Origin of the sequence: Rhodomicrobium sp., assembly GCF_047605405.1 — a bacterium.
Classification (GTDB): Bacteria; Pseudomonadota; Alphaproteobacteria; order Rhizobiales; family Rhodomicrobiaceae; genus Rhodomicrobium; species Rhodomicrobium lacus.
Map to the genome: position 1 here is coordinate 1 of NZ_JASGFR010000050.1, position 23,460 is coordinate 23,460.

At 63.0% G+C, this 23,460-nt stretch carries 20 protein-coding genes and 2 pseudogenes; 8 read left to right on the top strand and 14 right to left on the bottom strand.

The features are described from left to right. Positions 1–278, top strand: a pseudogene (locus QM659_RS15335) (hypothetical protein); the annotation flags it as partial. Here QM659_RS15335 and QM659_RS15340 read toward each other — a convergent pair. The 5 genes from QM659_RS15340 to QM659_RS15360 all read right to left on the bottom strand — a co-directional run bounded on the left by QM659_RS15340 (position 275) and on the right by QM659_RS15360 (position 4,979). Beyond that, on the bottom strand, positions 275–1,741 hold the full coding sequence (locus QM659_RS15340; protein ID WP_415189081.1) for an FAD-binding oxidoreductase: 1,467 nt from the start codon (positions 1,739–1,741) through the stop codon (positions 275–277). The pseudogene QM659_RS15335 and the gene QM659_RS15340 overlap by 4 nt on opposite strands. After that, positions 1,731–2,408 carry an HD family hydrolase gene (locus tag QM659_RS15345; protein WP_415189082.1) on the bottom strand — a complete coding sequence of 226 codons (678 nt, stop codon included), beginning with the start codon at positions 2,406–2,408 and terminating at the stop codon, positions 1,731–1,733. Before QM659_RS15345 ends, QM659_RS15340 begins: the two co-directional genes overlap by 11 nt. 27 nt (positions 2,409–2,435) lie before the next feature. Beyond that, positions 2,436–3,059, bottom strand: a complete 624-nt coding sequence (locus QM659_RS15350; RefSeq protein WP_415189083.1) for a DNA-3-methyladenine glycosylase I — start codon at positions 3,057–3,059, stop codon at positions 2,436–2,438. Further along, positions 3,056–3,928 (bottom strand): YgfZ/GcvT domain-containing protein, encoded by an 873-nt coding sequence (locus QM659_RS15355; RefSeq protein ID WP_415189084.1) that lies wholly within the window; start codon positions 3,926–3,928, stop codon positions 3,056–3,058. The genes QM659_RS15350 and QM659_RS15355 overlap by 4 nt, the downstream gene beginning before the upstream one ends. 169 nt (positions 3,929–4,097) lie before the next feature. Next, the gene (locus tag QM659_RS15360; RefSeq protein ID WP_415189085.1) at positions 4,098–4,979 is read right to left on the bottom strand and encodes a polysaccharide deacetylase family protein; all 882 of its coding nucleotides are present in this window, start codon (positions 4,977–4,979) and stop codon (positions 4,098–4,100) included. A gap of 246 nt (positions 4,980–5,225) precedes the next feature. Between QM659_RS15360 and QM659_RS15365 the strand changes: the two genes are divergently transcribed. Next, on the top strand, positions 5,226–5,699 hold the full coding sequence (locus QM659_RS15365) for a histidine kinase (protein ID WP_415189086.1): 474 nt from the start codon (positions 5,226–5,228) through the stop codon (positions 5,697–5,699). 205 nt (positions 5,700–5,904) lie between these two features. On the opposite strand, the gene QM659_RS15370 is transcribed toward QM659_RS15365, so the two are convergent. Together QM659_RS15370 and QM659_RS15375 are read right to left on the bottom strand one after the other, a co-directional pair. Further along, positions 5,905–7,029 (bottom strand): hypothetical protein, encoded by a 1,125-nt coding sequence (locus QM659_RS15370; RefSeq protein WP_415189087.1) that lies wholly within the window; start codon positions 7,027–7,029, stop codon positions 5,905–5,907. 260 nt (positions 7,030–7,289) lie between these two features. Continuing rightward, complete coding sequence (locus tag QM659_RS15375; protein WP_415189088.1) at positions 7,290–8,018, bottom strand: GntR family transcriptional regulator; 729 nt, start codon at positions 8,016–8,018, stop codon at positions 7,290–7,292. A 338-nt stretch (positions 8,019–8,356) separates the two neighbouring features. Between QM659_RS15375 and QM659_RS15380 the strand changes: the two genes are divergently transcribed. From QM659_RS15380 to glmS, 5 genes are all read left to right on the top strand, one after another. Then, positions 8,357–9,604, top strand: a complete 1,248-nt coding sequence (locus QM659_RS15380; RefSeq protein WP_415189089.1) for a malonyl-CoA decarboxylase — start codon at positions 8,357–8,359, stop codon at positions 9,602–9,604. After that, positions 9,601–10,518 (top strand): neutral zinc metallopeptidase, encoded by a 918-nt coding sequence (locus QM659_RS15385; protein ID WP_127076115.1) that lies wholly within the window; start codon positions 9,601–9,603, stop codon positions 10,516–10,518. Before QM659_RS15380 ends, QM659_RS15385 begins: the two co-directional genes overlap by 4 nt. A gap of 180 nt (positions 10,519–10,698) precedes the next feature. After that, positions 10,699–12,048: a bifunctional UDP-N-acetylglucosamine diphosphorylase/glucosamine-1-phosphate N-acetyltransferase GlmU gene (gene glmU / locus QM659_RS15390; protein ID WP_415189090.1), complete on the top strand. Its 1,350-nt coding sequence runs from the start codon at positions 10,699–10,701 to the stop codon at positions 12,046–12,048. Positions 12,049–12,194: 146 nt separating this feature from the next. Further along, positions 12,195–13,424, top strand: a complete 1,230-nt coding sequence (locus tag QM659_RS15395; RefSeq protein WP_415189091.1) for a GTP-binding protein — start codon at positions 12,195–12,197, stop codon at positions 13,422–13,424. A gap of 137 nt (positions 13,425–13,561) precedes the next feature. Continuing rightward, entirely contained in the window at positions 13,562–15,382 is a 1,821-nt protein-coding gene (gene glmS / locus QM659_RS15400) for a glutamine--fructose-6-phosphate transaminase (isomerizing) (protein WP_415189092.1), read from the top strand. 194 nt (positions 15,383–15,576) lie between these two features. Here the strand turns inward: glmS and QM659_RS15405 are convergent, their stop codons facing one another. Both QM659_RS15405 and QM659_RS15410 read right to left on the bottom strand, forming a co-directional pair. Then, positions 15,577–16,428 carry an alpha/beta fold hydrolase gene (locus tag QM659_RS15405; RefSeq protein WP_415189093.1) on the bottom strand — a complete coding sequence of 284 codons (852 nt, stop codon included), beginning with the start codon at positions 16,426–16,428 and terminating at the stop codon, positions 15,577–15,579. Beyond that, positions 16,334–16,711, bottom strand: a complete 378-nt coding sequence (locus QM659_RS15410; protein ID WP_415189094.1) for a hypothetical protein — start codon at positions 16,709–16,711, stop codon at positions 16,334–16,336. Before QM659_RS15410 ends, QM659_RS15405 begins: the two co-directional genes overlap by 95 nt. Before the next feature lie 330 nt (positions 16,712–17,041). Here QM659_RS15410 and QM659_RS15415 point away from each other — a divergent pair, with 330 nt between their 5' ends. After that, positions 17,042–18,532 (top strand): protein adenylyltransferase SelO, encoded by a 1,491-nt coding sequence (locus QM659_RS15415; RefSeq protein ID WP_415189098.1) that lies wholly within the window; start codon positions 17,042–17,044, stop codon positions 18,530–18,532. 232 nt (positions 18,533–18,764) lie between these two features. Here the strand turns inward: QM659_RS15415 and QM659_RS15420 are convergent, their stop codons facing one another. The 5 genes and pseudogenes from QM659_RS15420 to QM659_RS15440 all read right to left on the bottom strand — a co-directional run. After that, a complete protein-coding gene (locus tag QM659_RS15420) occupies positions 18,765–20,510 on the bottom strand; it encodes a hypothetical protein (RefSeq protein WP_415189095.1) in 1,746 nt (581 codons plus the stop codon). Beyond that, positions 20,507–21,631 carry a protein-glutamate methylesterase/protein-glutamine glutaminase gene (locus QM659_RS15425; protein WP_415189096.1) on the bottom strand — a complete coding sequence of 375 codons (1,125 nt, stop codon included), beginning with the start codon at positions 21,629–21,631 and terminating at the stop codon, positions 20,507–20,509. The genes QM659_RS15420 and QM659_RS15425 overlap by 4 nt, the downstream gene beginning before the upstream one ends. An 8-nt stretch (positions 21,632–21,639) precedes the next feature. Then, positions 21,640–22,521, bottom strand: a complete 882-nt coding sequence (locus QM659_RS15430) for a CheR family methyltransferase (RefSeq protein WP_303486429.1) — start codon at positions 22,519–22,521, stop codon at positions 21,640–21,642. Positions 22,522–22,582: 61 nt separating this feature from the next. Beyond that, positions 22,583–23,047, bottom strand: coding sequence for a chemotaxis protein CheW (locus QM659_RS15435; RefSeq protein ID WP_415189097.1), 465 nt, complete (start codon positions 23,045–23,047; stop codon positions 22,583–22,585). A gap of 72 nt (positions 23,048–23,119) precedes the next feature. Beyond that, positions 23,120–23,460, bottom strand: a pseudogene (locus QM659_RS15440) (methyl-accepting chemotaxis protein); the annotation flags it as partial.

The following is a 23,460-nucleotide window of genomic DNA, read 5'->3' on the forward strand; positions in this document are numbered from 1 at the left end:
CGCTGTTCGAGGGCATGGCGCAAACCGTCGCTATCATAGGCGCGGTCTGCGAGCATGACCGCGCCGGCCTTGACCTCGTCCAGCATGTCCTCGGCCGAGCGGCCGACCTGCCGGTCGCGTTGAAACTCACCGAGGCAGGCCCACGGACGAAACGTATCCTTGGACTTGTTCGGTCAGGTAACGATCAGATATCCTTCGCCCGTAACACATTGGCGCCTCTGATCAAACCCGGAATGAACGTTTATGCTGAGTTGAGGCGTGATATCTTCGGCCGTTAGCTGCCTTTACACCCAACCAAAACCTTCCCCGGGTTCAGCACACCGCGCGGATCGAACGCCGCCTTGATCCCTCGCAGCAGCGCCATCTCGGCGGGGGATTTGATCTCGGCCAACGCGTCGGCCTTCATGCGGCCGATGCCGTGCTCGGCGCTGATCGAGCCGCCGTATTTCAGCACGATGCCATGCACCAGCGCCTGCATCTCGTCCCAGCGCGCGAGGTAGGCGGCCTTCCGCGCCTCCTTGTCCGTACCCGCGTCGCCGCCTTGGGGCTGGCTCACGTTGAAATGGATGTTGCCGTCGCCGAAATGGCCGAACGGCACGGGCCGCGCGCCGGGCACGAACGCTTCGACGGCAGCGATCGCCTCGGCGATGAAGGCGGGGATGCGTGCGACCGGCACGGACACGTCGTGCTTGATGCTGCCGCCTTCATATTTCTGCGCCTCGACTATGGCCTCGCGCAGCCGCCAGAAGTCGCTCGCCTGCGCTTCGGACGCGGCGAGGGCGGCGTCGGCGACGATACCCGCTTCCATCGCCGCTTCGAGGATGGAGAGCGCCGCGCGATCCGCGACACCGTCGCCCAGCGGCGAGGAAATCTCGACCAGCGCATACCACGGATAGCGCGCGGCCAGCGGGTCGCGATGCTGCGGCAGATGGCGGAAGACGAAATCGAGGATCGCGCGCGGGATCAGTTCGAACGCGGTGAGGAGCGGCCCCGCGCCTTCGCTCGCATGGCTGAAAAACGCGCCCGCCGCATCGAGCGAGGGGAGGCCGACGAAAGCGGTCGCAACCTCGGATGGCTGCGGGAACAGCTTCAGCGTCGCCGCCGTGATCACGGCAAGGGTGCCTTCCGAGCCGACGAGCAGGCTTTTCAGATCGTAGCCCGTGTTGTCCTTGCGAAGCGCCTTCAGCCCGTGGATCACCGCGCCGCCGGGCAAGACCGCTTCGAGGCCGAGCACGAGATCGCGCGTATTGCCGTAGCGCAGCACATGCACGCCACCGGCGTTCGACGCGATGTTGCCGCCGATCTGGCAGGAGCCTTCCGAGCCGAGGCTCAAGGGAAAAAGGCGCCCCGCGCTGGCGGCGGCTTCCTGCGCGGCGACGAGCGTCGCGCCGGCCTCGACGGTGAGCGTGTTGCCCGCCGCGTCGATATCGCGGATGCGGTTCAGACGCGAGAGGCTCAGAATGATTTCGCCGCCGAACGGCACCTGTCCGCCGACGAGCCCCGTGTTGCCGCCTTGCGGCACGATCGCAATCCGTTCTTCATGGGCGAGATGAAGGATGGCGGAGACCTGCTCGACGGTCGCCGGACGCAGCACCAGCGGCGATGCGCCGTGATAAAGGCCGCGCGGCTCCTGCGTATAGGGCGCGATTTCCGACGGCGCTTCCAGCGCGCCATGCGGCCCGGCGAGCGCGGCGAACTTGGCGGCGAGGCCAGCCGTCAGCGGCTTCAGGTCAGGGTGCACGCGCGCCGCCTTTCGATCCGCCCACGGTCCGTCTTTCCGCTTCGAGCGCCTCGAACCGAGCAAGGAAGGCCGCCTGCGCCGCCGAGGCGTCCAGCGGTTCGGGATGGCGCAGCGCGACGGGCCAGTCGATGCCGAGCGCGTCCGGGTCGCCGAAGCACGCGCGCGCATCGGCCACAGCGAAGCCCGCTAGCTCGGTCGCCTCAAAAAACGCCGCGATCTTGTCGGCGCGCTTGATGGTCTGCGTGACGCCCGGCGCAAGCTCGGGCGGCAGGCCGAAGCGGATATGCACCGCGCGCTGAATGCGCTGTTCGAAAGCCTTGTAGGTCTTCCCCATCGCGGCCTTGAACGGGCTGATGAGGTCGCCCACGACATATTCCGGCGCGTCGTGCAGCAGCGCGGCCATGCGGAAATGCGGCCCGGCGGCGGGCTTGATGAGGGCCGCAACCTGTTCCACCAGCACGCAATGCTGCGCGACCGAGAAGGCATGCGCACCCTTCGTCTGGCCGTTCCAGCGGGCGACGCGGGCCAGCCCGTGCGCGATGTCGCCTATCTCGATGTCGAGCGGCGACGGGTCGAGCAGGTCGAGGCGGCGGCCCGAAAGCATGCGCTGCCATGCTCGGTTCTGGCGGTGCACGACGAGCGGCTGAGGAGCGAGTTTTTGCTGCATCGCGAATCCTTTTCGAGGACAGCGCCTTTATGCCAGAATTTCGGGTCGAGCCAAAGCGGCGCAAGGATCGTGGCAATGGCAGGATGTGATGTGGTCGTTGACGAGCCCCGTCGCCTGCATGAGAGAATAAACGGTCGTCGGTCCGCAGAAGCGGAAGCCGCGGCGCTTCAGTTCCTTCGAGATCGCGGCACTGAGCGGCGTCTGCGCGGGCACCTCGGAAATGGCGGTGAAGCGGTTCTGAATGGCCGCCCCGTCGACGAAGCCCCAAAAAAACGAGGCGAGCGACTGTTTCTGTTGCAGGTCGAGGCAGGCGCGCGCATTGGCGATGGCGGCCTCGATCTTGCCGCGATGGCGCACGATCCCCGCATCGGCCAAAAGCGCCGCAATCTTTGCCGCGTCGTAACGGGCGACCTTCTCGGGATCGAAACCGTCGAAGGCGGCGCGAAAGTTCTCGCGTTTGCGCAGGATCGTGATCCACGACAGGCCGGACTGAAACCCTTCGAGGATGAGCTTTTCGAAAAACGCGCGGTCGCTCGTCTTCGGCACGCCCCATTCCTCGTCGTGATAGCGCACGTAGAGCGCGTTTTCCGCGTTTACCCAGCCACAGCGGACAGGCTGCGACACGGCGGGCGCGGCATCCGCCCCGCTCACGCGGCATCTCCGGCAGGTTCCGGCTCCAGCGAATAAGTCGCCCAGCCCGGCACGGTGAGATCGACGTCCGCAGCGCCGACCGTCAGCGCGAGCCGTTTCGCCAAGGCGTCGCGGATGCGGTCGATTCGCGCCAACGCAACGCCTCGCGCGCCATCGACAGAACCGAGGCGCCCGACCGGGAACCCGCCCGCCACGATATCCGCGCCGCCTTCCGGCAGGTCCGCGGATGAAGCCACGGAGAGAACGCGGGTGCGTGCCGTGCCGCGATGCTGCATGCGCGAGACGACTTCCTGCCCCACGAAACATCCTTTCCTGAAATCGACACCGTGGAGAAAATCGAAGCACGCCTCGTGCGGAAAGGCGTCGCCGAAGGCATAGTCCGCGCCGCCTTCGGGCACGGCGAGCGCGATGCGATGGGCGGCGTAATCTTCGGGCGTCGCATTCACGGCAGGGGTTGCGGTGGCGGAAATCAGGACGCGGCTGCCAAGCTCAGGAAGGCGCGGATCGGCATAGGCAAGCCCGCCGTTCGCCTTCGCCCACGCGGCTGCGTCCTCGCCCCAGACCGCGCCCGCCGCCGTCTTGTCAGACACATCGGCAACATCCACTTTGGCGCGAAGCTTGTACATGGTCAGCCGCTTGACAAGCGCGTCGGCTTGTCCTTTCGGCGCGTCGATGAAGTGCGTGTCGCCATGGCGGACGACGAAAAAGTCAAAGAGGATCTTGCCTTGCGGTGAGAGCAGAGCTGCGAAGCGCGCCTCGTCGTTTCCGAGATGCTCGATATCGTTCGTGATCAGACCGTGAAGGAACGGCACATGATCATCGCCCGTGACCTTGAGGACGGCGCGACCGGGCAGAAGTGTGGAGGGCATGCAGGGAACCTCGCCATGATAGAAGCGGTGGCCGGATCATAACACCGATTGGTGTTCCCGCCATGTTCTTCATGCCGAGGCTCGCCAAACCGTGAGCGGCGCGCCTGCGCAGGGCCGTCCACGATTGGCAGACCCCCCTCGATCGGGTGCCGTTGACGCTGCCGGAAATCTAGGGCTGTGCGGGCCAGTCCTCGACGGCGCCGCCTTCAAGCTTCGGCGTGGCCTTTGCCCGGCTGCTGCGAAGCGGTGCCGTCTTCGCAATCCACGGATCCACCTTCGAGGCGACCTCGAAATTCACGTGAGCGCCGGGCGCCGGGACCGCGTGCACGATCTTGTAACCGCGCGTCTTCAGCTCCTGCAAAATGATCGGCAAGGCGAGAGCGGTCCGTTCGTGGATATCGTGAAGCAGGAGAATGCCGCGCCTCTTCTGTTCTATGCGCGAAATGGCGAGGCGCGCGAGGTTCTCCGGCGTCTGTTTCACCCAGTCCGATGCATGGAAATCGATGTTCCAGATCACGAGTCCGGTCGCTGCGGCGTAGGTTTCTGTCGCGCGCGTCGATTCGAGATAGGGGAAGCGGAAGAACGGCGCGACGGCGGCCTGATCGCCGAGGCTCTTTCCGGCGCTCGTGAAGCCATCGGAGATTTCGCTTGTCGCGGCCTTGTAAGGCAGCTTCGGAATGTGGGCGTGATGTTCCGAATGTGTGCCGACGGTATGACCTTCGGCAAGCACGCGCTTCAACAGCGCTGGATGCGCACGCGCCATCGTACCGACGGTGAAGAAGGTCGCCTTCGCGCATTCAGCCGAGAGCGCATCGAGCACCTTGCCCGTCCATGGGGGGGTGGGGCCGTCGTCGAAGGTGAGGATCACCTCGTGATCATCGAGTATGGGCGTGCCGTAGTCCGGACCGCCGCCGACCCGGCTCACCTTCGCCGGATCGATGGCAAGAGTTCGACTCGTGCCGAGAGCACCCGCAGGGCATTCGGCCGCTCTGGCCGCGCCCGCGAGCGAAAGAAGTGCGACCAGCCCAAAGGCCGCATGTCTGTAAATCATGATCCCACCACACATGGCTCCTGCAACTCGGAACCATATTCGCCTGCATGCTTATAGCGCGGCTTAAGACACGACCGCAAAGTCTTCTTAATCTTGGTTTCGCATGTCTTGAGGCGTGATGCCTGAGGGTTCCGCGCGGGAGATTGTGGCAAAAACGCCGGAACCGGCTCTTTCGGCCCATTCGCACCACAATTCAAAGCTTTGCCTCGGGGCAACGCGGAATAATACGGGAAGCGGTAGACGATAATGCCACATCACAAAAAATTGTGCCTCGGGCTGATGGCCGCCAGCGCCTCGCTCGCGATCCTTCTGGCGGGGTGTTCGTCTCCCGCCGGCCTGAGCGACTCGGTCGAAGGATCGTTCATCCGGGCGGCGGCGACCTGGGATCTGAATCACGACGGCGTCGTCACCTGCGATGAGTGGCGCGCCTATGTCAGCCAGTTGTTCAAGGATGCGGACGTCAACCGTGACGGGAAGCTGTCGCCGGAGGAGTTCAAGCGTCTTGCCAAGGTGGACCGCCTGTTCGAGACAGCCGACTTCAAATATTACGACGTGGAACGCAAGGGCTATGTCACCGAGTCCGATATGGTGGACCGGCGCAACCCCGCCTTCGTGGAACTCGACAAGCAGAACACCTGCCGCCTGAACACCTACCAGCTTCGCGCGGCAACGGTCGAACAGCCTAAAGTGGAAAACCCCGCGATTCCCGGCGCTCGATAGCTCAACGACACGGCATGACAGCAAGGCGCCGTGATGCGGCACGGCATGGACGCCTTATCGAAAGCGTTACCTCGAAATCCCGGTCACGCATCGGCAGAGTGCGACGGCCTCCGGCCAACATTCGGGAAGGATTACGCTCGCCTCAGCGTAATCCCCCACCGAGAGGGCAGCCTTCAGGCTCGCTTGCCGGAGGTCGCGCCGTTTCTCAGCGCAAGGCGAGATCGAACGGACAGAAGGAGCGGAAGCACGGCCCGCGATTTCGCTCCGTAGACAGGTTGCGTCGTTCGATCACCTTGCCGTCGACGGCAACGATCGAGAAGCGGTCGGACTGGCGGTTGAGCACAAGGTGCCATGTCGAAACACCCTTCGTGCGCGTGCTTCCGCTGGCGACTTCCCAGTCGATCAGCGCGTCCACCATGCATTGCGCCTGCGGCGCCTTGCACTGGACGATCACGCTCCCCTGCTTGAGCGATTGCTTGCGATTCGGCCACTTCGTGACGAAAAGGGCATGCTCGGCCAGCACTTCCTGCCGGGTTTTCATCTTGCCGAAGTGCGAAACCTTGTCGTCGTAAACATCTGACATCAGGGCCAGCGAGCGAGCAGCTTCTTCGTTTTCGTAGGTCAGGTAACGCGCGGCGAAAATGCGCGCCTGCGCCTCGACATCTGCCGGCGTGGCGGGGGCACCGACACCGAGCGATGAAACGTCTTTCGTAACCTCGGTGGTTCTGGGCGTCTGGGCTTGTTCCGTCACGCCCCCTTCGGAGGCGCCGTCCAGATCCTTGATCGTGACATCGACTCCGGTCCCGCGGACCTGCGCCGGAGAAAACCACCGCACGCTCGTCGGCGGCGCGGAAGTAAGGCTCAGCACCGCCCTCTCCGGCAACCCGAGCGTGTTCAGATAAGAGCCGACGATCGCGTTACCCGATGCGCTGATTTCCTTCACGCCGGACAGATCGTAATAGGCGGCATGGAACCCGACGCGAGCCGTAGACGCCATCTGGCGCGGCACGCCCGCGAGCCAGATCAGCGCGCAGGCCGACGCGCAGCGGGAATTCGCCGTGACATAGGTCGAGAAGCCCTTGAGCCGGATTGCGCGGCCTATGTTGAGCGCTTCCTTCAGCGCGCCGCCATCGCTTGCCAGCGCGACAACGGCATCGTCCGTCATCAGCGCGATATTGGCAAATTTCTGCGCGTCCCCCGGAGCGATCACGCCAGCGATGACAATGACCTTCGTGACGCCATCCTGGGTCACGGTAGAAATATTGGCCGCGCGGGCGTCAAGGCTCAGAAGCCCGGCGAGGATCAAGAGCGATGCCAGAAGACGATGCATGCAAAAGCCGCGTCTGAATCGAATTGGGACCGGCTTTTTTTCTATCAGGGCACAGCAGTTTTGTCTGTTGCGCGAATGCACCAGCCCACGCTTAGGATGCAAAAATGAGAAAATACAACCTGATAGCGTAGGGTGTTGTCCGACAGGCTGGCTGCGGTGCAAAGCTCGCGCTCGCATCAGTATCGGCGGGAGCGCGATCATCCCGCCTGCGCCATCAAACGATCATCGCCGTCCGGGATGATCGAAGAGCCGATGCGACGCTATCTCTTGCCCGCGCCTGCCAGAACGTGAAGCGCGTCCGCTTCGTCGAACATCATCTGTGTGCGGCTGGGAAACGCGTTTTCGCCCTCGGAGATGAGCGCGATCATCCGGCGCAGCTCGCCGCCTATGTTGAGGATGTGCACCTGCAACAGCCGGTCGGTCTCGTCCGGAAGCCCGTCGCGGATGGTGCGGAGGATGCGATCGTGCTCCATGACGGAGGGCAGGATCCGGTTGACGTGGTCGAGCTGCAAACGCCGGTAAGCGCCGATCCGGTTGCGGATGCCGAGGGTCATCTTGACGAGATAGTTGTTGCGGCTCGCCGCATAGATCGTCTCGTGAAACACCTCGTTCGCGCGCGCGTAGCTTTTCGGGTCGTGCGCTTCGGCAAAGCGGCGGCAATCTTCCTGCGCAGCCGCCATCGCATCGATATCGCTGTTGAGGCAGGACTTGGCCGCGAGACGTCCGCAAGCGCCCTCAAGCTCCGCCATCACCTCAAGCAGTTCGACGAGTTCGCGGATGCCGAGGCGCGCGACCATGGCGCCCTTGTGAGGCCGGATTTCGACGAGGCCGTTCGCGGAAAGTTGACGAAGCGCCTCCCTGACCGGCGTTCGCGACGTCCCGTATCGCTTCGCGAGGCCGCACTCGTCCAGTTTGTCGCCGGGCTTGAGCTGGAAGGAGAGAATTTCCTCCTCGATCAACGCTCTCAAGCGTTCCGCTTGGGAACTCATAGGACCTCGCTCTTCGTTTCGTGCTCTCGACGATCCTTCCGTCCATCGTCAAAGATCGGCACAATTTTTACCGGGCAGGAAGCCATAGCCCGGATTATCCGAACAGAGAAGAAGCCGAAACCGCCTTTTCGGGCGTAGACCATGAATTTCATGGTATCATCCTACTCAGACTGGACCTTTGATCAATCGCAAGCAACGAGGCAAGCAGCCGGAATATGGATGTTTCTTTCTTCCAGGAAATCCTGAGCAAAATTTCGGACCGGGGCAGGCAAATTCTGGATTTGTCATCCTTGATCGGAGCAGACGCTGAAGAGTCATTCGAGGAATTATGCCAGGCTTTGGTTTCGAGCAGGGGCGAGGCTTCGGGCGTTGCTCTTGCAAGGCGAATCCTCGACCTCTACCGCTTGACGACGGATAAGGAAAAAGACGCTTTTTTCGTCTTTTTGGCAAGACATTTTCTCCCGAGCGCGGAGGCCGTCCGACGCGCGGCGGTCGCCTATGTCGAGCGGCCAGAGATCGGTCAGCTCGAAGCGCTCATGGCGGCCGTCGAATCGCCAAGGCAGGAACTTTTCCGTAGGCTCAATCTTGCGCCCGGCGGCACGGCGGCGCTCGTGCGCATGCGGGAAGACTTGCTGCGCCGCCTGAAGGACAACCCCGAACTTGCAGGCGTCGACCGCGATTTCGTGCACCTGTTTTCCTCCTGGTTCAATCGCGGCTTCCTGATGCTCGCGCATCTTTCCTGGTCGAGCCCCGCATCGATTCTGGAAAAGCTCATCGCCTATGAGAAGGTGCACAAGATCCATGGGTTCGAGGATCTGCGGCGCAGGCTCGACCCGGGCGACCGCCGCTGCTTCGCGTTCTTCCATCCGGCGCTCGTCGACGAGCCGCTGATCTTCGTTCAGGTCGCGCTCGCAGGCGATATCCCGTCCTCGATCCAGCTGCTGCTTGCCTCGGACGCCGAGGATTGCGACGATCCCGAGCCATCGGTCGCCGTCTTCTATTCGATCTCGAACTGCCAGGACGGCCTGCGCGGCATTTCCTTCGGCAACTTCCTCATCAAGCAGGTGGCGGAAGACCTGAAGAAGGAGAAGCCTTCGCTAAAGACCTTCGTCACGCTTTCGCCGGCGCCGACTTTCCGGTCGTGGCTCGAAGCGAACAAGGCCGAGCTTTCCTACCTCCCGGCGGCGCAACGGAAACTGATCGATGCGGCGCTCGCGGGCCAGTTCGGCGAGAGCGAGGAGGAACTCGACGCGCTCGAACCCGCCATCCTTGCCGCCGCCGCGCATTATTATCTGCGTGCGAAGGACAAGAAGGGGAAACCGATCGACCCGGTGGCGCGTTTCCACCTCGGCAACGGCGCGCGGCTGGAGCGGATCAACTGGCTCGGCGACACCTCGGAAAAGGGAATTCGCGAGTCTCTTAGCGTCATGGTCAACTATTTATACGACCTTAAGGACATTGAGCGTAATCACGAAGCTTATGTGAACCTTGGTCAGGTGGCCGCGTCGAAGGCTGTGAAGTCCATCCTTCTGGCGCCGGAACCGACCGCGAAGCCTGTGCAGCGTAAAAGCGAGACAATTTCATGAGATGGCAGGGACGCCGCGAAAGCGAGAACGTCGAAGACCGCCGCGATGAGAGCGGCGGTGGCGGTTTTCCGTTTCCAGGTGGTGGCGGCATCCAGATCGGGCAGGGCGGCGGACTCGGCATTCTCGGCGTGATCGTCATCGTCGGCATCGCGCTGCTGTTTGGCGTCGATCCGCGCGTCATCCTGCAAGGCGGCGAGGGTGGCTTCCCCGGAAACATCCAGATCCCTCGCGAGGCACCGCGAGCGCCCTCCCAAAGCGCGTCTGCGGACGATCAGGCAAAGCGGTTCGTTTCCGTTGTGCTCGGCGATACGGAAGACGTCTGGTCGAAAATTTTCGCGAGTCAGGGCGCGCGCTACCAGCCGCCGAAACTCGTCCTCTTCCGCGACGGCATACAGTCCGGCTGCGGAATCGCCAGCGCGCAAATGGGACCTTTCTATTGTCCTGTAAACCGCAAGGTTTATATCGACCTGTCGTTTTTCGACATGTTGAAGCGCCGTTTCCGGGCGCCGGGCGAATTCGCGCAAGCCTATGTGATCGCGCATGAGATCGGCCATCACATCCAGAACCTGCAGGGAAGGCTTCAACAGGCGCAGCGCCTCCAGGCTGCGGCAGGCTCGGAAGGCCAGCGCAACGCCATTCAGGTGCGCGTGGAGCTTCAGGCCGACTGCTATGCGGGTGTCTGGGCGCATCATACGGCGAAGCTCAACAACACGCTGGAACCGGGCGATATCGAATCGGCGCTTCGCGCGGCCGAGGCGATCGGCGACGACGCCATCCAGAAGAGCACGCGTGGCTATGCTGTGCCTGATTCGTTCACGCATGGTTCCTCGGAACAGCGGGCGCGGTGGTTCACACGCGGCTATCAGACCGGCTCGCTCGCCGCCTGCGATACGTTCAACACCGACTCGATCTGACGCCACGGTTCGGCGCTCAAGCGCCGTTTCGTCATGCGCTCGCCACAGCTTTCCCCTATCAGCGCAGCCGATGTTTACCCTGCGCCGCTATGCTGTTGCGTGGCGCAGCGCGGTCGATTGTTTCCATCGGTCGCGGTTTGATCTAGGCAGAGCGGCAGCGAAGGCAGAAGGGGACGACCGATGGCGGGTTTCAATGCGGTGGTGCTGGCGGCGGGGCAGGGGACGCGCATGAAATCCGCGCTGCCCAAGGTCTTGCATCAGGTCGGTGGATTGCCGCTGGTCGCTCATGTCGTCAAGGCTGCGGCGGATGCGGGCGCGGAATCCTGCTTCGTGATCGTTCCTCCGGACGCGCGAGAGTTCGATGCGCTTCGCTTGCCCATCGCCGCCCGGTTCTTCGAGCAGCGCGACCGGCTCGGCACCGCGCATGCCGTGTTGCAGGCGCGCCCCGCGCTCGAAACCTCGAACCTTCCCGTGGTGGTGCTTTGCGGCGACACGCCTCTCGTCACGCCCGATAGCCTCGCGCGCCTTTCGGGCGCCATCGCGAACGGGGCCGACATGGCCGTCATGGGGTTCAAGGCCCGCGATCCGCAGGGATATGGCAGGCTGATAACCGACGCGTCGGGCGCGCTTCTCGCCATCCGCGAACACAAGGATGCGACCGAGGAGGAGCGTGCCATCACGCTGTGCAATGCGGGCATCCTAGCGTTTCGCGGCGAGCTGATCCTTTCGCTGCTCGACCGCATCGGCAACGACAACGCGCAGCGCGAATTCTACCTCACCGACGCGGTCGAAATCGCCCGCGCGCGGGGGCTGCGCGTGGCCTGCGAGATCATCGACGAGGACGAGGTTCGCGGGGTGAACACGCGCGCCCAGCTTGCCGAGGCCGAGGCCATCTTCCAGCGGCGGGCGCGGGCGGCGGCGATGGCGGGCGGCGCAACGCTGATCGCGCCCGAGACGGTGACCTTCTCGCACGACACCGTCATCGGCCAGGATGTCGTGATCGAACCGAACGTGATTTTCGCCGGGGGCGTCGTGATCGAGGACGGCGTCACGATCCGGGGCTTCTCGCATCTCGAAGGCGCGCGCGTCGGACGCGGTTCCACTATCGGCCCATTCGCGCGGTTCCGTCCCGGCACGGTGCTCGAAGCCGGGGTGCATGTCGGCAATTTCGTGGAACTGAAGGCGTCGCATGTCGGCGAGGGCGCGAAGGTGAATCACCTGAGCTACATCGGCGATGCGCATGTCGGTGCGAAGACCAACATCGGCGCGGGCACCATCACCTGCAATTACGACGGCTATAAAAAGTACAAGACCGATATCGGCGCGGGCGCCTTCATCGGCTCGAATAGCTCGCTCGTCGCGCCGGTGACCATCGGCGACGGCGCCTATATCGGCTCGGGCAGCGTCATTTCCGAGGATGTCCCGCCGCACGCGCTGGCGCTGACGCGGGCGCCGCAAGTTCACAAGGACGAATGGGCGAAGCGCAAGCGCGCGCGTGCCGACGCCGAGAAAGCAGCCTCAACGAAGTAGGCGACCGGCGGCATTCCAGCCGCCAAGCCTCTCCGCACAGCCTTTCGCAGACGCGGCTCGTTCACGCGATCCGCACGGCTGCCTTGAACAGGTGGCCAATGATACAGTATAACATTACGTATCTTCCACCGGAGAGCTTTCTTCCCATGACGCAGAGAGACACGCGCCTGCCCGTAACCGTCCTTTCGGGCTTCCTCGGCGCGGGCAAGACGACGCTCCTGAACCACGTTCTGAACAACCGCGAGGGGCGGCGCGTGGCGGTGATCGTCAACGACATGTCCGAGGTGAACATCGACGCCGACCTCGTGCGGGCAGGGGGCGCGAACCTGTCCCGCATGGAGGAAACCCTTGTCGAAATGTCGAACGGCTGCATCTGCTGTACCTTGCGCGAAGACCTTCTGAAGGAAGTCGCCCGCCTCGCCTCGGAGGGCCGCTTCGACTATCTGCTCATCGAATCGACCGGCGTTTCCGAGCCGCTGCCCGTTGCCGCCACGTTCGAATTTCGTGACGAGGAAGGCTTGAGCCTGTCCGATATCGCGCGGCTCGACACCATGGTGACAGTGGTCGACGCGGCGCATCTGCTCAAGGACTACTCCAGCACCGACTTCCTGCGCGACCGGGGCGAAGTCGCGGGTGAGGAGGATAATCGGACGCTCGTCAATCTTCTCGTCGAGCAGATCGAATTCGCCGATGTGGTGATCCTCAACAAGATATCCGACGCAACGCCCGAGCAACTCGATGCCGCGCGCAAGATCATCCGCAGCCTCAATCCCGACGCGCGTGTCATCGAGACGGATTTCGCCCGCGTCGATCCCGCCCGGATCTTCGACACGGGGCTGTTCGATTTCGACAGGGCGCATCAGCACCCGCTCTGGTACAAGGAGCTGTACGGCTTCGCGGAGCATACGCCGGAGGATGTGGAATACGGCATCACGAGCTTCGTGTGGCGCGCGCGAAGGCCGCTCGACCCCGCCAAATTCCAGGAGTTCATCCAGACGCCGCTGCCGGGCGTCGTCCGCGCGAAGGGGCATTTCTGGCTCGCGACGCGCCCCGATTGGGTGGGTGAGTTCAGCCTCGCGGGTGCCATCGCCGCAACGGGTGGCATGGGCTATTGGTGGGCGGCCGTGCCGGAGGCGCATCTGGCGCAGGACGAGGAAACGCTTGCGAAGGTCAAGTCGCGCTGGGATCCGGTCTTCGGCGACCGGCGGCAGGAACTGGTCTTCATCGGCGCGCTCGGTGACATGAATCGCGGGCGCATCGAGGGGATGCTGGAACGCTGCCTTGTGGGCGATCCCGAAAAGCCCGTGTTCAGTCCCAAATCATGGGCGACACTGCGAGATCCGTTTCCGTCGTGGGGAAGCGGCCCGAATGGGTGACGCTTGCGCGAACCTTTCCGAAGCGCAACTTAAACTTGCCTGAAACAGTCTGTAGTATTGTTTGAATTTGTGCGTTCGCGCGGCGCAGCTACCATCGCGGGCGATCCACGTCGCGTGTCCTTCGGAAAGGCAAATCCATGTGCGGAATCATCGGTATTCTCGGAAAAGAACCGGCAGCGCCACGTCTTGTCGATGCGCTGCGCCGACTCGAATATCGCGGCTACGATTCCGCGGGCGTCGCCACTCTCGAAGGCGGCGTCCTCACCAGGCGGCGCGCCGAAGGCAAGCTCGCCGCGCTCGACCGGAAGCTCGGCGAGGAACCGCTCTATGGCACGGCCGGGATCGGCCATACGCGCTGGGCGACGCATGGCGCGCCGGTCGAAAGGAACGCGCATCCGCACATGGCGGGCGGTGTCGCCATCGTTCACAATGGCATCATCGAGAATTTCCGCGAGCTTCGCGAGGAGCTTGAGAGGGAAGGCGAGACCTTCGAAAGCCAGACCGACAGCGAAGTCGTAGCCCATCTCATCAATCGCGAGCTTCAGCGCGGGGCGGACCCGGTGGCGGCTGTTCGCGAATCGCTGGCCCGCCTGACCGGCGCGTTCGCGCTGGCGATCCTGTTTTCCGGCCGCGACGATCTCATGATCGGGGCACGGCGTGGCAGCCCGCTCGCCGTCGGCTATGGCAAGGGCGAAATGTTCCTCGGCTCCGACGCGATGGCGCTCGCGCCCTTCACCGACCGCGTGACGTTCCTCGACGAAGGCGACTGGGCCGTGCTCAGCCACGGCGGCGCGACGATCTATGACGAAGGCGGCGCGGAGGTGAAGCGTCCCATCGTGCGCACGGCGGTTTCGGCGCTGCTCATCGACAAGGGCAACCATCGCCATTTCATGGCAAAGGAGATCCACGAGCAACCGGAAGTGATCAGCCGCACGCTCGCGCATTATGTGCGCTTCGACCGCAATTCCATCGAACTCCCCGGCGGCGGCCTGCCTTTCGACAAGCTGTCGAAACTGACAATCACCGCATGCGGAACGGCCTTCTATGCCGCGCTCACAGCGAAATACTGGTTCGAGCGCTACGCCAAGCTGCCGGTGGATGTCGATATCGCGTCGGAGTTCCGTTACCGCGAGGCACCGTTGCCGAAGGACGGCCTTGCGGTGTTCGTCTCCCAGTCCGGCGAAACGGCGGACACGCTCGCAAGCCTTCGCTATTGCCGCGACAACGGCCAGCTCATCGCCTCGGTGGTGAACGTGCCGGAATCGTCCATCGCGCGCGAATCGGACGCCGTGCTGCAGACGCTTGCCGGCCCGGAAATCGGCGTCGCCTCGACGAAGGCGTTCACATGCCAGCTTTCGGTATTGGCCTGCATGGCAATCGCTGCCGGGCGCAAGCGCGGTGTGCTTTCCGCTGCGGACGAGGCGGAGCTTGTGACCGCGCTCGTGCAGGTGCCGCGCCTCATGGCGGATGTCCTGAAGCGCGAGGACGAATTCGACATGCTGGCCCAAACCCTCGCGAAGGCGCCGCTCGTGCTCTATCTCGGCCGTGGATCGAACTATCCGCTGGCTCTCGAAGGTGCGCTGAAGCTGAAGGAAATCTCCTACCTCCACGCTGAAGGCTTCGCGGCGGGCGAACTGAAGCACGGTCCCATCGCGCTAATCGACGAGACGGTTCCCGTGATCGCGATTGCGCCGAAGGATGCGCTGTTTGAAAAGACCGTGTCGAATCTTCAGGAGGTGGCGGCGCGGGGCGGCAAACTCGTCGTGTTTTCAGACGCGCCCGAGGCGCAAGCGGCGGTCAAGGCGCAGGCGAATTTCGTGCTTCCCGCGGCGCACAGCCTCGTCAACCCGATCCTCTACGCCGTGCCGATCCAGCTTCTCGCCTATCACACGGCGGTGGCGATGGGGACGGACGTCGACCAGCCGCGCAACCTCGCGAAGTCGGTCACGGTGGAATAGAGGACGCGCGCGCCGGGATATGTTTGTTCGGGTACAATAAAGTTTCATCCTCGACAAAAATGTTTCATCTCGGACAAAAAAATCATCCTAGATAAAAAATTTTCATCCTGACACGAAGGAGCGTTATAAGGCAGCGGCGGTGAAAAGCCGCCGCTCCGCTCTTGAGCCGCGATGTCAGCCTCTGCTTCCGGCGCTCACGGGCGACCAGATGGCGGAGCGACGGAGGCGTTGGGCTGCGCTTTCACAGTAACGGTCTCTTCAATGTCGAAGAAGATCAGGGCGGTGGCGGCAAAGCCTTCCGGCGTCTCGTACATGAGATGGTGCGTGGCACCTTTGAACTGCACCAGCCAGGCGCCGGGAATAGACGATGCCAGCGTCTTCGAACTCTCCGCGCCAACCACGTTGTCGGCGGTGCCGACTACCAGCATCACCTGGTTGGTGATCGCAGGTAACTGCTCCAGCGGTGTCCTCCAATGCGTCGTGGCTTCGACCTGCCGCGCCACGATCGGATCGCTTGGCACCCGGCCGTGCAGCGCCTTGGCAACGTTGCTACCGTCGGTCGAAGTGGCGTGGATCAGCGCTTTCTTGAAGCGCTCGGGATATTGCAGCAGCAATTGCTGGGTAATGGTGCTGCCCATGGAATAACCCAGCACGTGGGTTTGCTTGACGCCGAGTGCGTCGAGTAGGCCGATCACGTCGGCGGCGAACAGCGGATAGCTGAATGGGGTGTCGTTGGCGCTGCTGTGGCCCATGCCACGATTGTCCAGGACGATCAACTGGTAGGTCTTCGACAGTGCCTCGATCACCTGCGGTGGCCAGTTCTCGGCCGTGCCGCCGAGCCCCATGATCATCACGAGCGGCGCGCCGGCGCCGATCAGCTTGTAGCCGATCGAGATACCATTGGCGTCGACCTGATAGATCGCACGGCCCTGCGGATCCTGGCCGATCACTCTACCGGCGGGCGCGATCGGATCGGCGATGGCGCAGCCCGCGCCGATCAGCAGCGCAGCGGCACATGAAACCAGCAATGAAGCGAACCGTGCCATGCGAATCACCTTTCAACGCATTGAATCGTCCCCGAATAACAGTAAATGCTTCAGGCGTCATTGCGTCAGAAGGCGGCGGGCCGATCTGGAGCACGTTGAAAAGAGGGGCGATAGCGCCGTGCCTCGAGCCAACGGCACGGCGCGCCGATATCACGTCGATCATGTTTAGCAAGAAGAGAGCACCGCTATCAGTCAGCCCGAGAGCGGTGGGGATAATCTCGATCTCGGCCAGGTCGTCAGCCGCGGCGTCGGCCAGACCTTCCAGCAGCTGCACCGGCACCATGAACCGTGACGCCAGTTGAGGTTGACGACCAGACGGCCTTCACGGCGGTCATACTCTGCGGCGACAGCATAGCCGCCCTGACGAGCCTGTTCCCGACGCGCTAAGGCAGCGGTGAAGTCTCGTTCAGAAATCTCCATTATGGCAAGGTGGGAGTTGTCCGCCTGACCGGGATTTAAAGCAACGGGCTTGCGATTGGGGCCCGGATCGGATGGCCGAGTAAATGCGGCCACTCCCCGGAATTTCAAACAGTCAGCCTTGTCTTGATCCTGATTGCCGCGCTCGGATTTTTGCTTATCTTATGGGTGGTGAAATTTTCGGGAGCGTCCCCAGATCGAGACCGAACATAGAGATTTTTTCCCGTGCGATAACAGCTATGCGCGCCTGCCTCAGCGTTTCTACGCCAAGCTTCCGCCGGTGCGCGTGGCCGCCCCTCGTCTTGTTCGGCTGAACGAAGACCTTGCCCGGCAACTTAATCTCGATCCCGCCGCGCTTTCCACAATCGAAGGCGTGGCGGCCCTTTCCGGAAATCGCGTGCCACAACGGTGCGAACCGCTCGCCATGGCGTATGCCGGGCATCAGTTCGGCATGTTCGTTCCGCAACTCGGCGATGGCCGCGCCATCCTGCTTGGGGAGGTCATCGACCGTGACGGCGTTCGCCGCGATATCCAGCTGAAAGGCTCCGGCCGCACACCGTTTTCGCGAGGCGGAGACGGGCGCGCGGCGCTCGGGCCGGTTCTTCGCGAATACATCGTCAGCGAAGCGATGGCGGCGCTTGGCGTTCCCACGACACGTTCGCTTGCCGCCGTCACGACCGGCGAAACCGTGGCGCGGGTCAGGCCGTTACCTGGCGCTGTGCTGACCCGCGTCGCCTCAAGCCACGTCCGCGTCGGCACCTTCCAGTTTTTCGCCGCACGCGGCGACGTGGAGGCGACCCGCTGCCTTGCCGACTATGTGATCGCGCGGCACTACCCGGAAGCAGCGGGTGCCGAAAACCCCTATCTCGCGCTTCTCGGTCTCGTCTGCGGACGGCAGGCAGAACTCATCGCAAAGTGGATGCTGATCGGCTTCATACACGGCGTGATGAACACAGATAATGTGTCGATTGCGGGCGAGACCATCGACTACGGGCCGTGCGCCTTCATGGACGCTTATCACCCCGATACCGTCTTCAGCTCCATCGACCATGGCGGCCGCTACGCTTACGGGAACCAGCCGCGCGTCGCCCAATGGAACCTCGCGCGCCTCGCCGAGGCGCTGCTGCCCCTGATAGCGGAAGACAAGGCCACCGCTATCGAGGGCGCGCAAGAGGCGCTCACCATCTTCGCGGCCCGCTTCGATGCGGCCTATATCGACGGAATACGGCGCAAGCTCGGGCTTCTGCGCTCCGAACCCGAGGACATTTCCCTCGCGGACGATCTGCTGAAGCGCATGGCGGCGAACGGCGCGGATTTCACGCTCACCTTTCGCGGCCTGTGCGACACGGCGTCGGGCGTCCCGGCACACGAGACCGCGCGTCTTCAGTTTGCCGATCCGAGTGTTTTCGATGAATGGGCGGCGCGCTGGCGCGAACGGCTTGCGCGCGAAGCGACCGAACCGGCAGAACGCCGCGCCGTCATGCGTTCGGCGAACCCCGCGTTCATTCCGCGCAATCACCTGGTCGAGGAGGCCATCGACGCGGCGCAGGACAAGGGCAATTTTGCCCCGTTCGAAACCCTGCTTACGGTTCTTGCGAAGCCTTACGAGGATTTCCCCGAATTCGCCCGCTACGCGGCGGCGCCTCGCCCCGATCAGGTCGTTCATCAGACTTTCTGCGGAACCTGACGAGCCGAGCCTCGCCGGCACCACATCCTGACCCGCAATTGACCTCCTGCGCGTTCCGTAAGACGCCGACGGAAGCCGCTCGCATGGATCGATTGTTACCCGCTGGATGCGGGCGAGCGGCTGGCTGCCGCCGCTTCCGCAATGGGGGCGATTGCGTACTCGCTCACGGAACAGGCCCTGAATTGCGACGTTGCCGATGGCGATACGTTGTGCGTCAGCGGCCTTCTCCTCCCTAAAACAGCAGGCTCTCAAGGTCTGCTTCGGCTTCTTCCTGCACATCCGTGGAATCGGACGGCACACCGGCTTCACCACAAGCCTGATCGTGTATGATCCGCTCTTTCTGCATGGTGTACCGGGAGCGGATCTCGGCCAGCGACTCCCGATCCACGGTCAATGACGCGAAATCCCGATCTCCCGCTGCGGCATCGAGTGCCGAGATGACATCCGGCCAATCCTGCTGACCGTCAGCGCAATCCCGAACCCGGTCCGCCGCTTCGTCGAGAATACAAATGGTTTTCGGCCCCGCCTGCTTCAGGGTCGCCGCTTCCTGTTTGATGCGATCCATAACCGTCTCCAGCAGCCTCGCCGCGTTCATGGGATCGCCATTCACCTCACGAACCCCCGACCGCTGGGCTTCCCCTCGCGCGGCCTCGACGGCATCTTTCAGGTCGGTCAGGATCTGACGCATGCTGGCCGCGGCGCCTTTTGCGCTCCGCGCTACGGCTCCCAGTTCACCCGCTATCACGCGCATTCCACGCGCGCTTTCTCCAAGCCTCGTGCAGAGGATTGCCATGTTGAGACGCAGAAGCTGGACCACGTGATCGGTCGCTTCGATGGCGTCCATCTGTCCGAGAATCTCCCGCATCGCATCAGCCGTCTCCTCGCCAAGCTCGCGGACGGTGCGACGCATGTCCGCGTCCTTCTGAAGAAGGGGAACGATGGATTGGAGATTTTTCGCCAGAGCGGTCAGGGCATGGCCGCTGTCCGCGAGGATCTCGTCTGCCCGTTCGCTCCCTTCCTCAAGCACCGCCTGAGCGTCGCGGCGAGTACCGTCGAGCGCGGAGAGCAGGGCCACAACCTCGGTGGCAAAGTCCTCATGCGTCGAGGCAAGCTGCAACGCCGCAAGACGAAAAAGCATCGCCTCGGTATCGTCATCCCCAGGCCCGCCGCGGTCCAGGATCGCGCTCAGGATTTCTTCGACATGCTCAAGCCGCTGACGGGTGCTGTCACCGATCTGCATGGCGGCAATAGCATCGCCGATCCTCATGCTGATCGCCGATGTCAGTTCGCCGGATCGCTGAGCGTAGGACGCGGCGCGGCCTTGCTGAAGCTCGATGGTAGCGAGATTGGCTTTCAGCTGTTCCGAAATCGTCGCCATGATCTTCGCCTGTTCGCGATTGGAGGCGAGGTGGATCTGCGTCGCTCTGGCTACGGTTTCGCTGACGCGGGCGTGGATGCTCAGGATAGAACGGACCGTTTCGCGTGCCTTGCGTCCGATCTCCGTCATATCAGCCACGAAGGCAGCGAGATCTTCGTGGCCCGCTTCGACGCCTGCCGCCACCACCCGGGCATTGATCGCGATGAGATCCAGCATTCTGATGGCATTGGCGAGATCGTCGAGAGGATCCTTCAGCTTCCGGATCGTCTGGGCGATCTGTCCGATTTCGGTATCGTCGGCAGCCAGATCTGAGACGATTGCGCCGACTTCATCGCGAAGCGCATGCACGCACTCGGCAACAGTCAGGAAATCACGGCCCTGAAACTCCGCAACCATGGCCTGATGGGCAGCGGAAACGGTCCGCAGCAACTTCACGCCGCCTATCAGGCGTTCGCCCATTTCGAGGAACGTCCGCTCGATTGCCTTCCGAGGCTCGGCTATTTCCGCGATGATCTCCAAAGGATCGCAGCCTTCCCGCACGAAGGACATTCTCGGCTTCTCGATAGTCGTCACATCAGTCATCGCATCAAGAGCTGTCATGACGCCTTCACCGCATCGACTGTATGGTTGCGCGTTTGCATGATTACCTGCGCCATGCGCGACAGAGGCAGAACCTTTACGGCCGCTCCCCGCCGGATCGCTTCTCTTGGCATACCGAAAACGATGCTGCTCTCCTCGTCCTGGGCGATCGTGAAGGAACCCGCCTCGCGCATCTCAAGAAGACCTTGCGCTCCGTCGTCGCCCATCCCCGTCAACAACATGCCGAGAGCCTGCGGCCCGAGGTTTTGCGCAGCCGATCGGAAGAGTACGTCCACCGAAGGCCGATGCCGGCACACCGCAGGACCGTCCTTGATGGTCACGCTGACGCGGGAGCCCGCGCGCTGGAGGAGCATGTGGCGATTGCCCGGCGCGATCAGCACACGGCCGGGGATTGCCGCATCTCCGCTTTGGGCCTCCTTGACCGACACGGCGCAGATACCATCGAGGCGGCGCGCGAAGGCGGCGGTGAATTTTTCCGGCATATGCTGAACGATGACGATCGGAGGACATTCCGCAGGCAGCGCGCGAAGGATATCACGGAGAGCTTCCGTCCCACCGGTTGACGCGCCGATGCAGACAATCATATCGCTCGCATTGTAATGATTTGCGCGCGTTCTTGCCCAACCCTGGGGAATAATGGCGTCGGCCGTGAACTTGGCCTCCACGCGGAGCGGCTGAGTCGCCCGCGGCTTCAGCCTCGCATGCGCGGCTGCCTTGGCAGTGTCGCAGATCCGCATTCGCGAGTGCTGGAGAAACTCGACCGAACCGATCCGCGGCTTTGTAACGACGTCGACGGCCCCCGCCTCCATCGCTTCCATGAGCGTGCTCGACCCCTCCTCGGTCAGACTCGAACAGATCACCACCGGCAGCGGGCGCTGCGCCATGATCTTGCGCAGGAAGGTCAGGCCATCCATGCGCGGCATCTCGATGTCGAGGAAAATGACGTCAGGTATCTCCCGACGGATGCGCTCCGCGGCGACATAGGGATCCGACGCCGTGGCCATCACCTCGAGTTCGGGGTCGCTGGAAAGAATGTCCGACAGGGCCTGGCGGACAGACGCCGAGTCGTCCACGATGAGAACCCGGAATTTTTCGCCTGAACGTCTTGTTGAATTCTGCATCGGTCGCCTCACAAAACCTGAAAGATGGATGGTGCGACCTGCCGTGCGGTCAGACTGGCGCCGACCCACGTCTCGGAATGGCCGAGAAAAAGATAGCCGTTCGGTCTCAAATGGCTGATCAGTCTGCGGGTTACGGCGACCTGTGTGTCCTTCTCGAAATAGATCAGCACATTACGAAGGAAGATGGCGTCGAAATCGCGCTCGTATCGATAGGTTTCGTCCATCAGGTTGATGGCTGAGAACTGCACATGGTTCCTCAGTTCCGGGATCACGCGCACCTCATTGGCTTCGGGATCGCGCGAACGCATGAAATAGCGTCGCTGCATCGCCTCCGGGACAGGAGACACGAAACCAGCCGGATAAACCGCGCGCCTCGCGGCAGCCAGCATCCGCGTCGAGACGTCGGTGCCGAGTATCGAGAACTGGAAGCGGAGATTGGCGCCCGCCATATCGGCGAGGATCATGGCCATGGTGTAGGCCTCGGCGCCGTTTGAACTTGCCGCGCTCCAGAGTTTCAGATGCGGCGTCCTCTCGCCAGCCCGGCGGGCAACCAGATCCGGTATGGCTCGATCGGCAAGAAAGCTGAAATGATCGGGCTCGCGGAAAAAGTCCGTCTTGTTTGTCGTCACGACATCGATCAGATGCGTTAACTCGGTCCCCTCGACGCCTTTGTCGAACAAGTAGGCACAATAGGCATCGAAGGTCGGCTTGGCGCAGGCGCGCATGCGCTTGCGCAGTCGCGTTTCGATCATCGTTCTTTTCGAGGGCGGCAATCGAATTCCGGTCTGCCGGCTGACCAGTGTCGCTATGCGCGCAAAGTCACGGTCTCCAAGCTGATCGAAATCGGGCATCCTCTCGCGCCGGGCTTCGGCAAGCTGGGCAACGGTCATGCTAAAACTCCACAAATACGGGTCGGGTCAATCAAGGCGAGTTGCACCTGGTGCGCGCGCCTCAGGCCAACGCGTCCGACGCGAGGACGTCGGCCAGAAACAGCCGGTCGAGATCGAGGACGGTGACGAACGCTCCGGCGCGTCGTCCCACACCCGCGACGCAGTCAGCGCGCCATCTCGCTCCAAGATCCGGCGGAGGTTCGAGCGCGCCTTGATCGAGGCCGGTCACCTCGAAGACGCGGTCTGTTTTCAGACCGAACCGGCGCGTGGCTCCCTCGACCGAGACGTCGAGAACGACGATCCGGGTGTTTTGCGTGTCTGCCGAAGCTGGCAGCGCCAGTTTGGTTCGCAGATCGATCACCGGCACATTCTGGCCGCGAACATCGATCAGGCCGATAAAATCGGCCGGCGCGTTCGGCATCGCCGCGACAGGCTGGATTTCAAGAATTTGCTGAACGCTCTCGACGGGCACGGCGAAAAGACCGTCGGCGACGCCAAGCGTCACATATTGTGTTTGGTCGGTCATCCTGTCCTCGCAGTTTTTCGATAAGGGGCCCCCGGCCGCCGGAACGGCCGGGGTGATGTGAGTGGAAAAGGCTCATGCCGCTCCGTTGCGTACGAACTGCTTGTCGAGATCGTCGCCAAGCTGCTCGTTCATGTTGAGAGCGAAGCCAGTCTGGGCCGAAGGCTTCGGGCTTCTGGACGCAATCGAGGGGCTGGCGTGGCGCAGCGCGTCCTGCATTTGCGCGACACTGAGGCGTCCTGTCGCCTTCGCGGGCTGCCGGTTGCGCTCGACGCTCGCCGAGCCTGCCTCATCGATCCGGAAGTAGCTGACGGCCCGCTGAAGCTGCTCGGCCTGGCCTGCCAGTTCCTCCGAAGTCGACGCCATTTCCTCGGCCGCGGCGGTGTTCTGCTGGGTCACCTTGTCGAGCTGCTGGA

What these genes read in the sequence shown, in the direction of transcription:
- glmU (WP_415189090.1), top strand. Translation starts at nt 10,699, where the DNA reads ATGGCGGGTTTCAATGCGGTGGTGCTGGCGGCGGGGCAGGGGACGCGC.
- QM659_RS15425 (WP_415189096.1), bottom strand. Translation starts at nt 21,631, where the DNA reads ATGCAGAATTCAACAAGACGTTCAGGCGAAAAATTCCGGGTTCTCATC.
- QM659_RS15360 (WP_415189085.1), bottom strand. Translation starts at nt 4,979, where the DNA reads ATGATTTACAGACATGCGGCCTTTGGGCTGGTCGCACTTCTTTCGCTC.
- QM659_RS15435 (WP_415189097.1), bottom strand. Translation starts at nt 23,047, where the DNA reads ATGACCGACCAAACACAATATGTGACGCTTGGCGTCGCCGACGGTCTT.
- QM659_RS15410 (WP_415189094.1), bottom strand. Translation starts at nt 16,711, where the DNA reads ATGGTGCCGGTGCAGCTGCTGGAAGGTCTGGCCGACGCCGCGGCTGAC.
- QM659_RS15420 (WP_415189095.1), bottom strand. Translation starts at nt 20,510, where the DNA reads ATGACAGCTCTTGATGCGATGACTGATGTGACGACTATCGAGAAGCCG.
- QM659_RS15405 (WP_415189093.1), bottom strand. Translation starts at nt 16,428, where the DNA reads ATGGCACGGTTCGCTTCATTGCTGGTTTCATGTGCCGCTGCGCTGCTG.
- QM659_RS15395 (WP_415189091.1), top strand. Translation starts at nt 12,195, where the DNA reads ATGACGCAGAGAGACACGCGCCTGCCCGTAACCGTCCTTTCGGGCTTC.
- QM659_RS15430 (WP_303486429.1), bottom strand. Translation starts at nt 22,521, where the DNA reads ATGACCGTTGCCCAGCTTGCCGAAGCCCGGCGCGAGAGGATGCCCGAT.
- QM659_RS15365 (WP_415189086.1), top strand. Translation starts at nt 5,226, where the DNA reads ATGCCACATCACAAAAAATTGTGCCTCGGGCTGATGGCCGCCAGCGCC.
- glmS (WP_415189092.1), top strand. Translation starts at nt 13,562, where the DNA reads ATGTGCGGAATCATCGGTATTCTCGGAAAAGAACCGGCAGCGCCACGT.
- QM659_RS15345 (WP_415189082.1), bottom strand. Translation starts at nt 2,408, where the DNA reads ATGCAGCAAAAACTCGCTCCTCAGCCGCTCGTCGTGCACCGCCAGAAC.
- QM659_RS15370 (WP_415189087.1), bottom strand. Translation starts at nt 7,029, where the DNA reads ATGCATCGTCTTCTGGCATCGCTCTTGATCCTCGCCGGGCTTCTGAGC.
- QM659_RS15375 (WP_415189088.1), bottom strand. Translation starts at nt 8,018, where the DNA reads ATGAGTTCCCAAGCGGAACGCTTGAGAGCGTTGATCGAGGAGGAAATT.
- QM659_RS15355 (WP_415189084.1), bottom strand. Translation starts at nt 3,928, where the DNA reads ATGCCCTCCACACTTCTGCCCGGTCGCGCCGTCCTCAAGGTCACGGGC.
- QM659_RS15385 (WP_127076115.1), top strand. Translation starts at nt 9,601, where the DNA reads ATGAGATGGCAGGGACGCCGCGAAAGCGAGAACGTCGAAGACCGCCGC.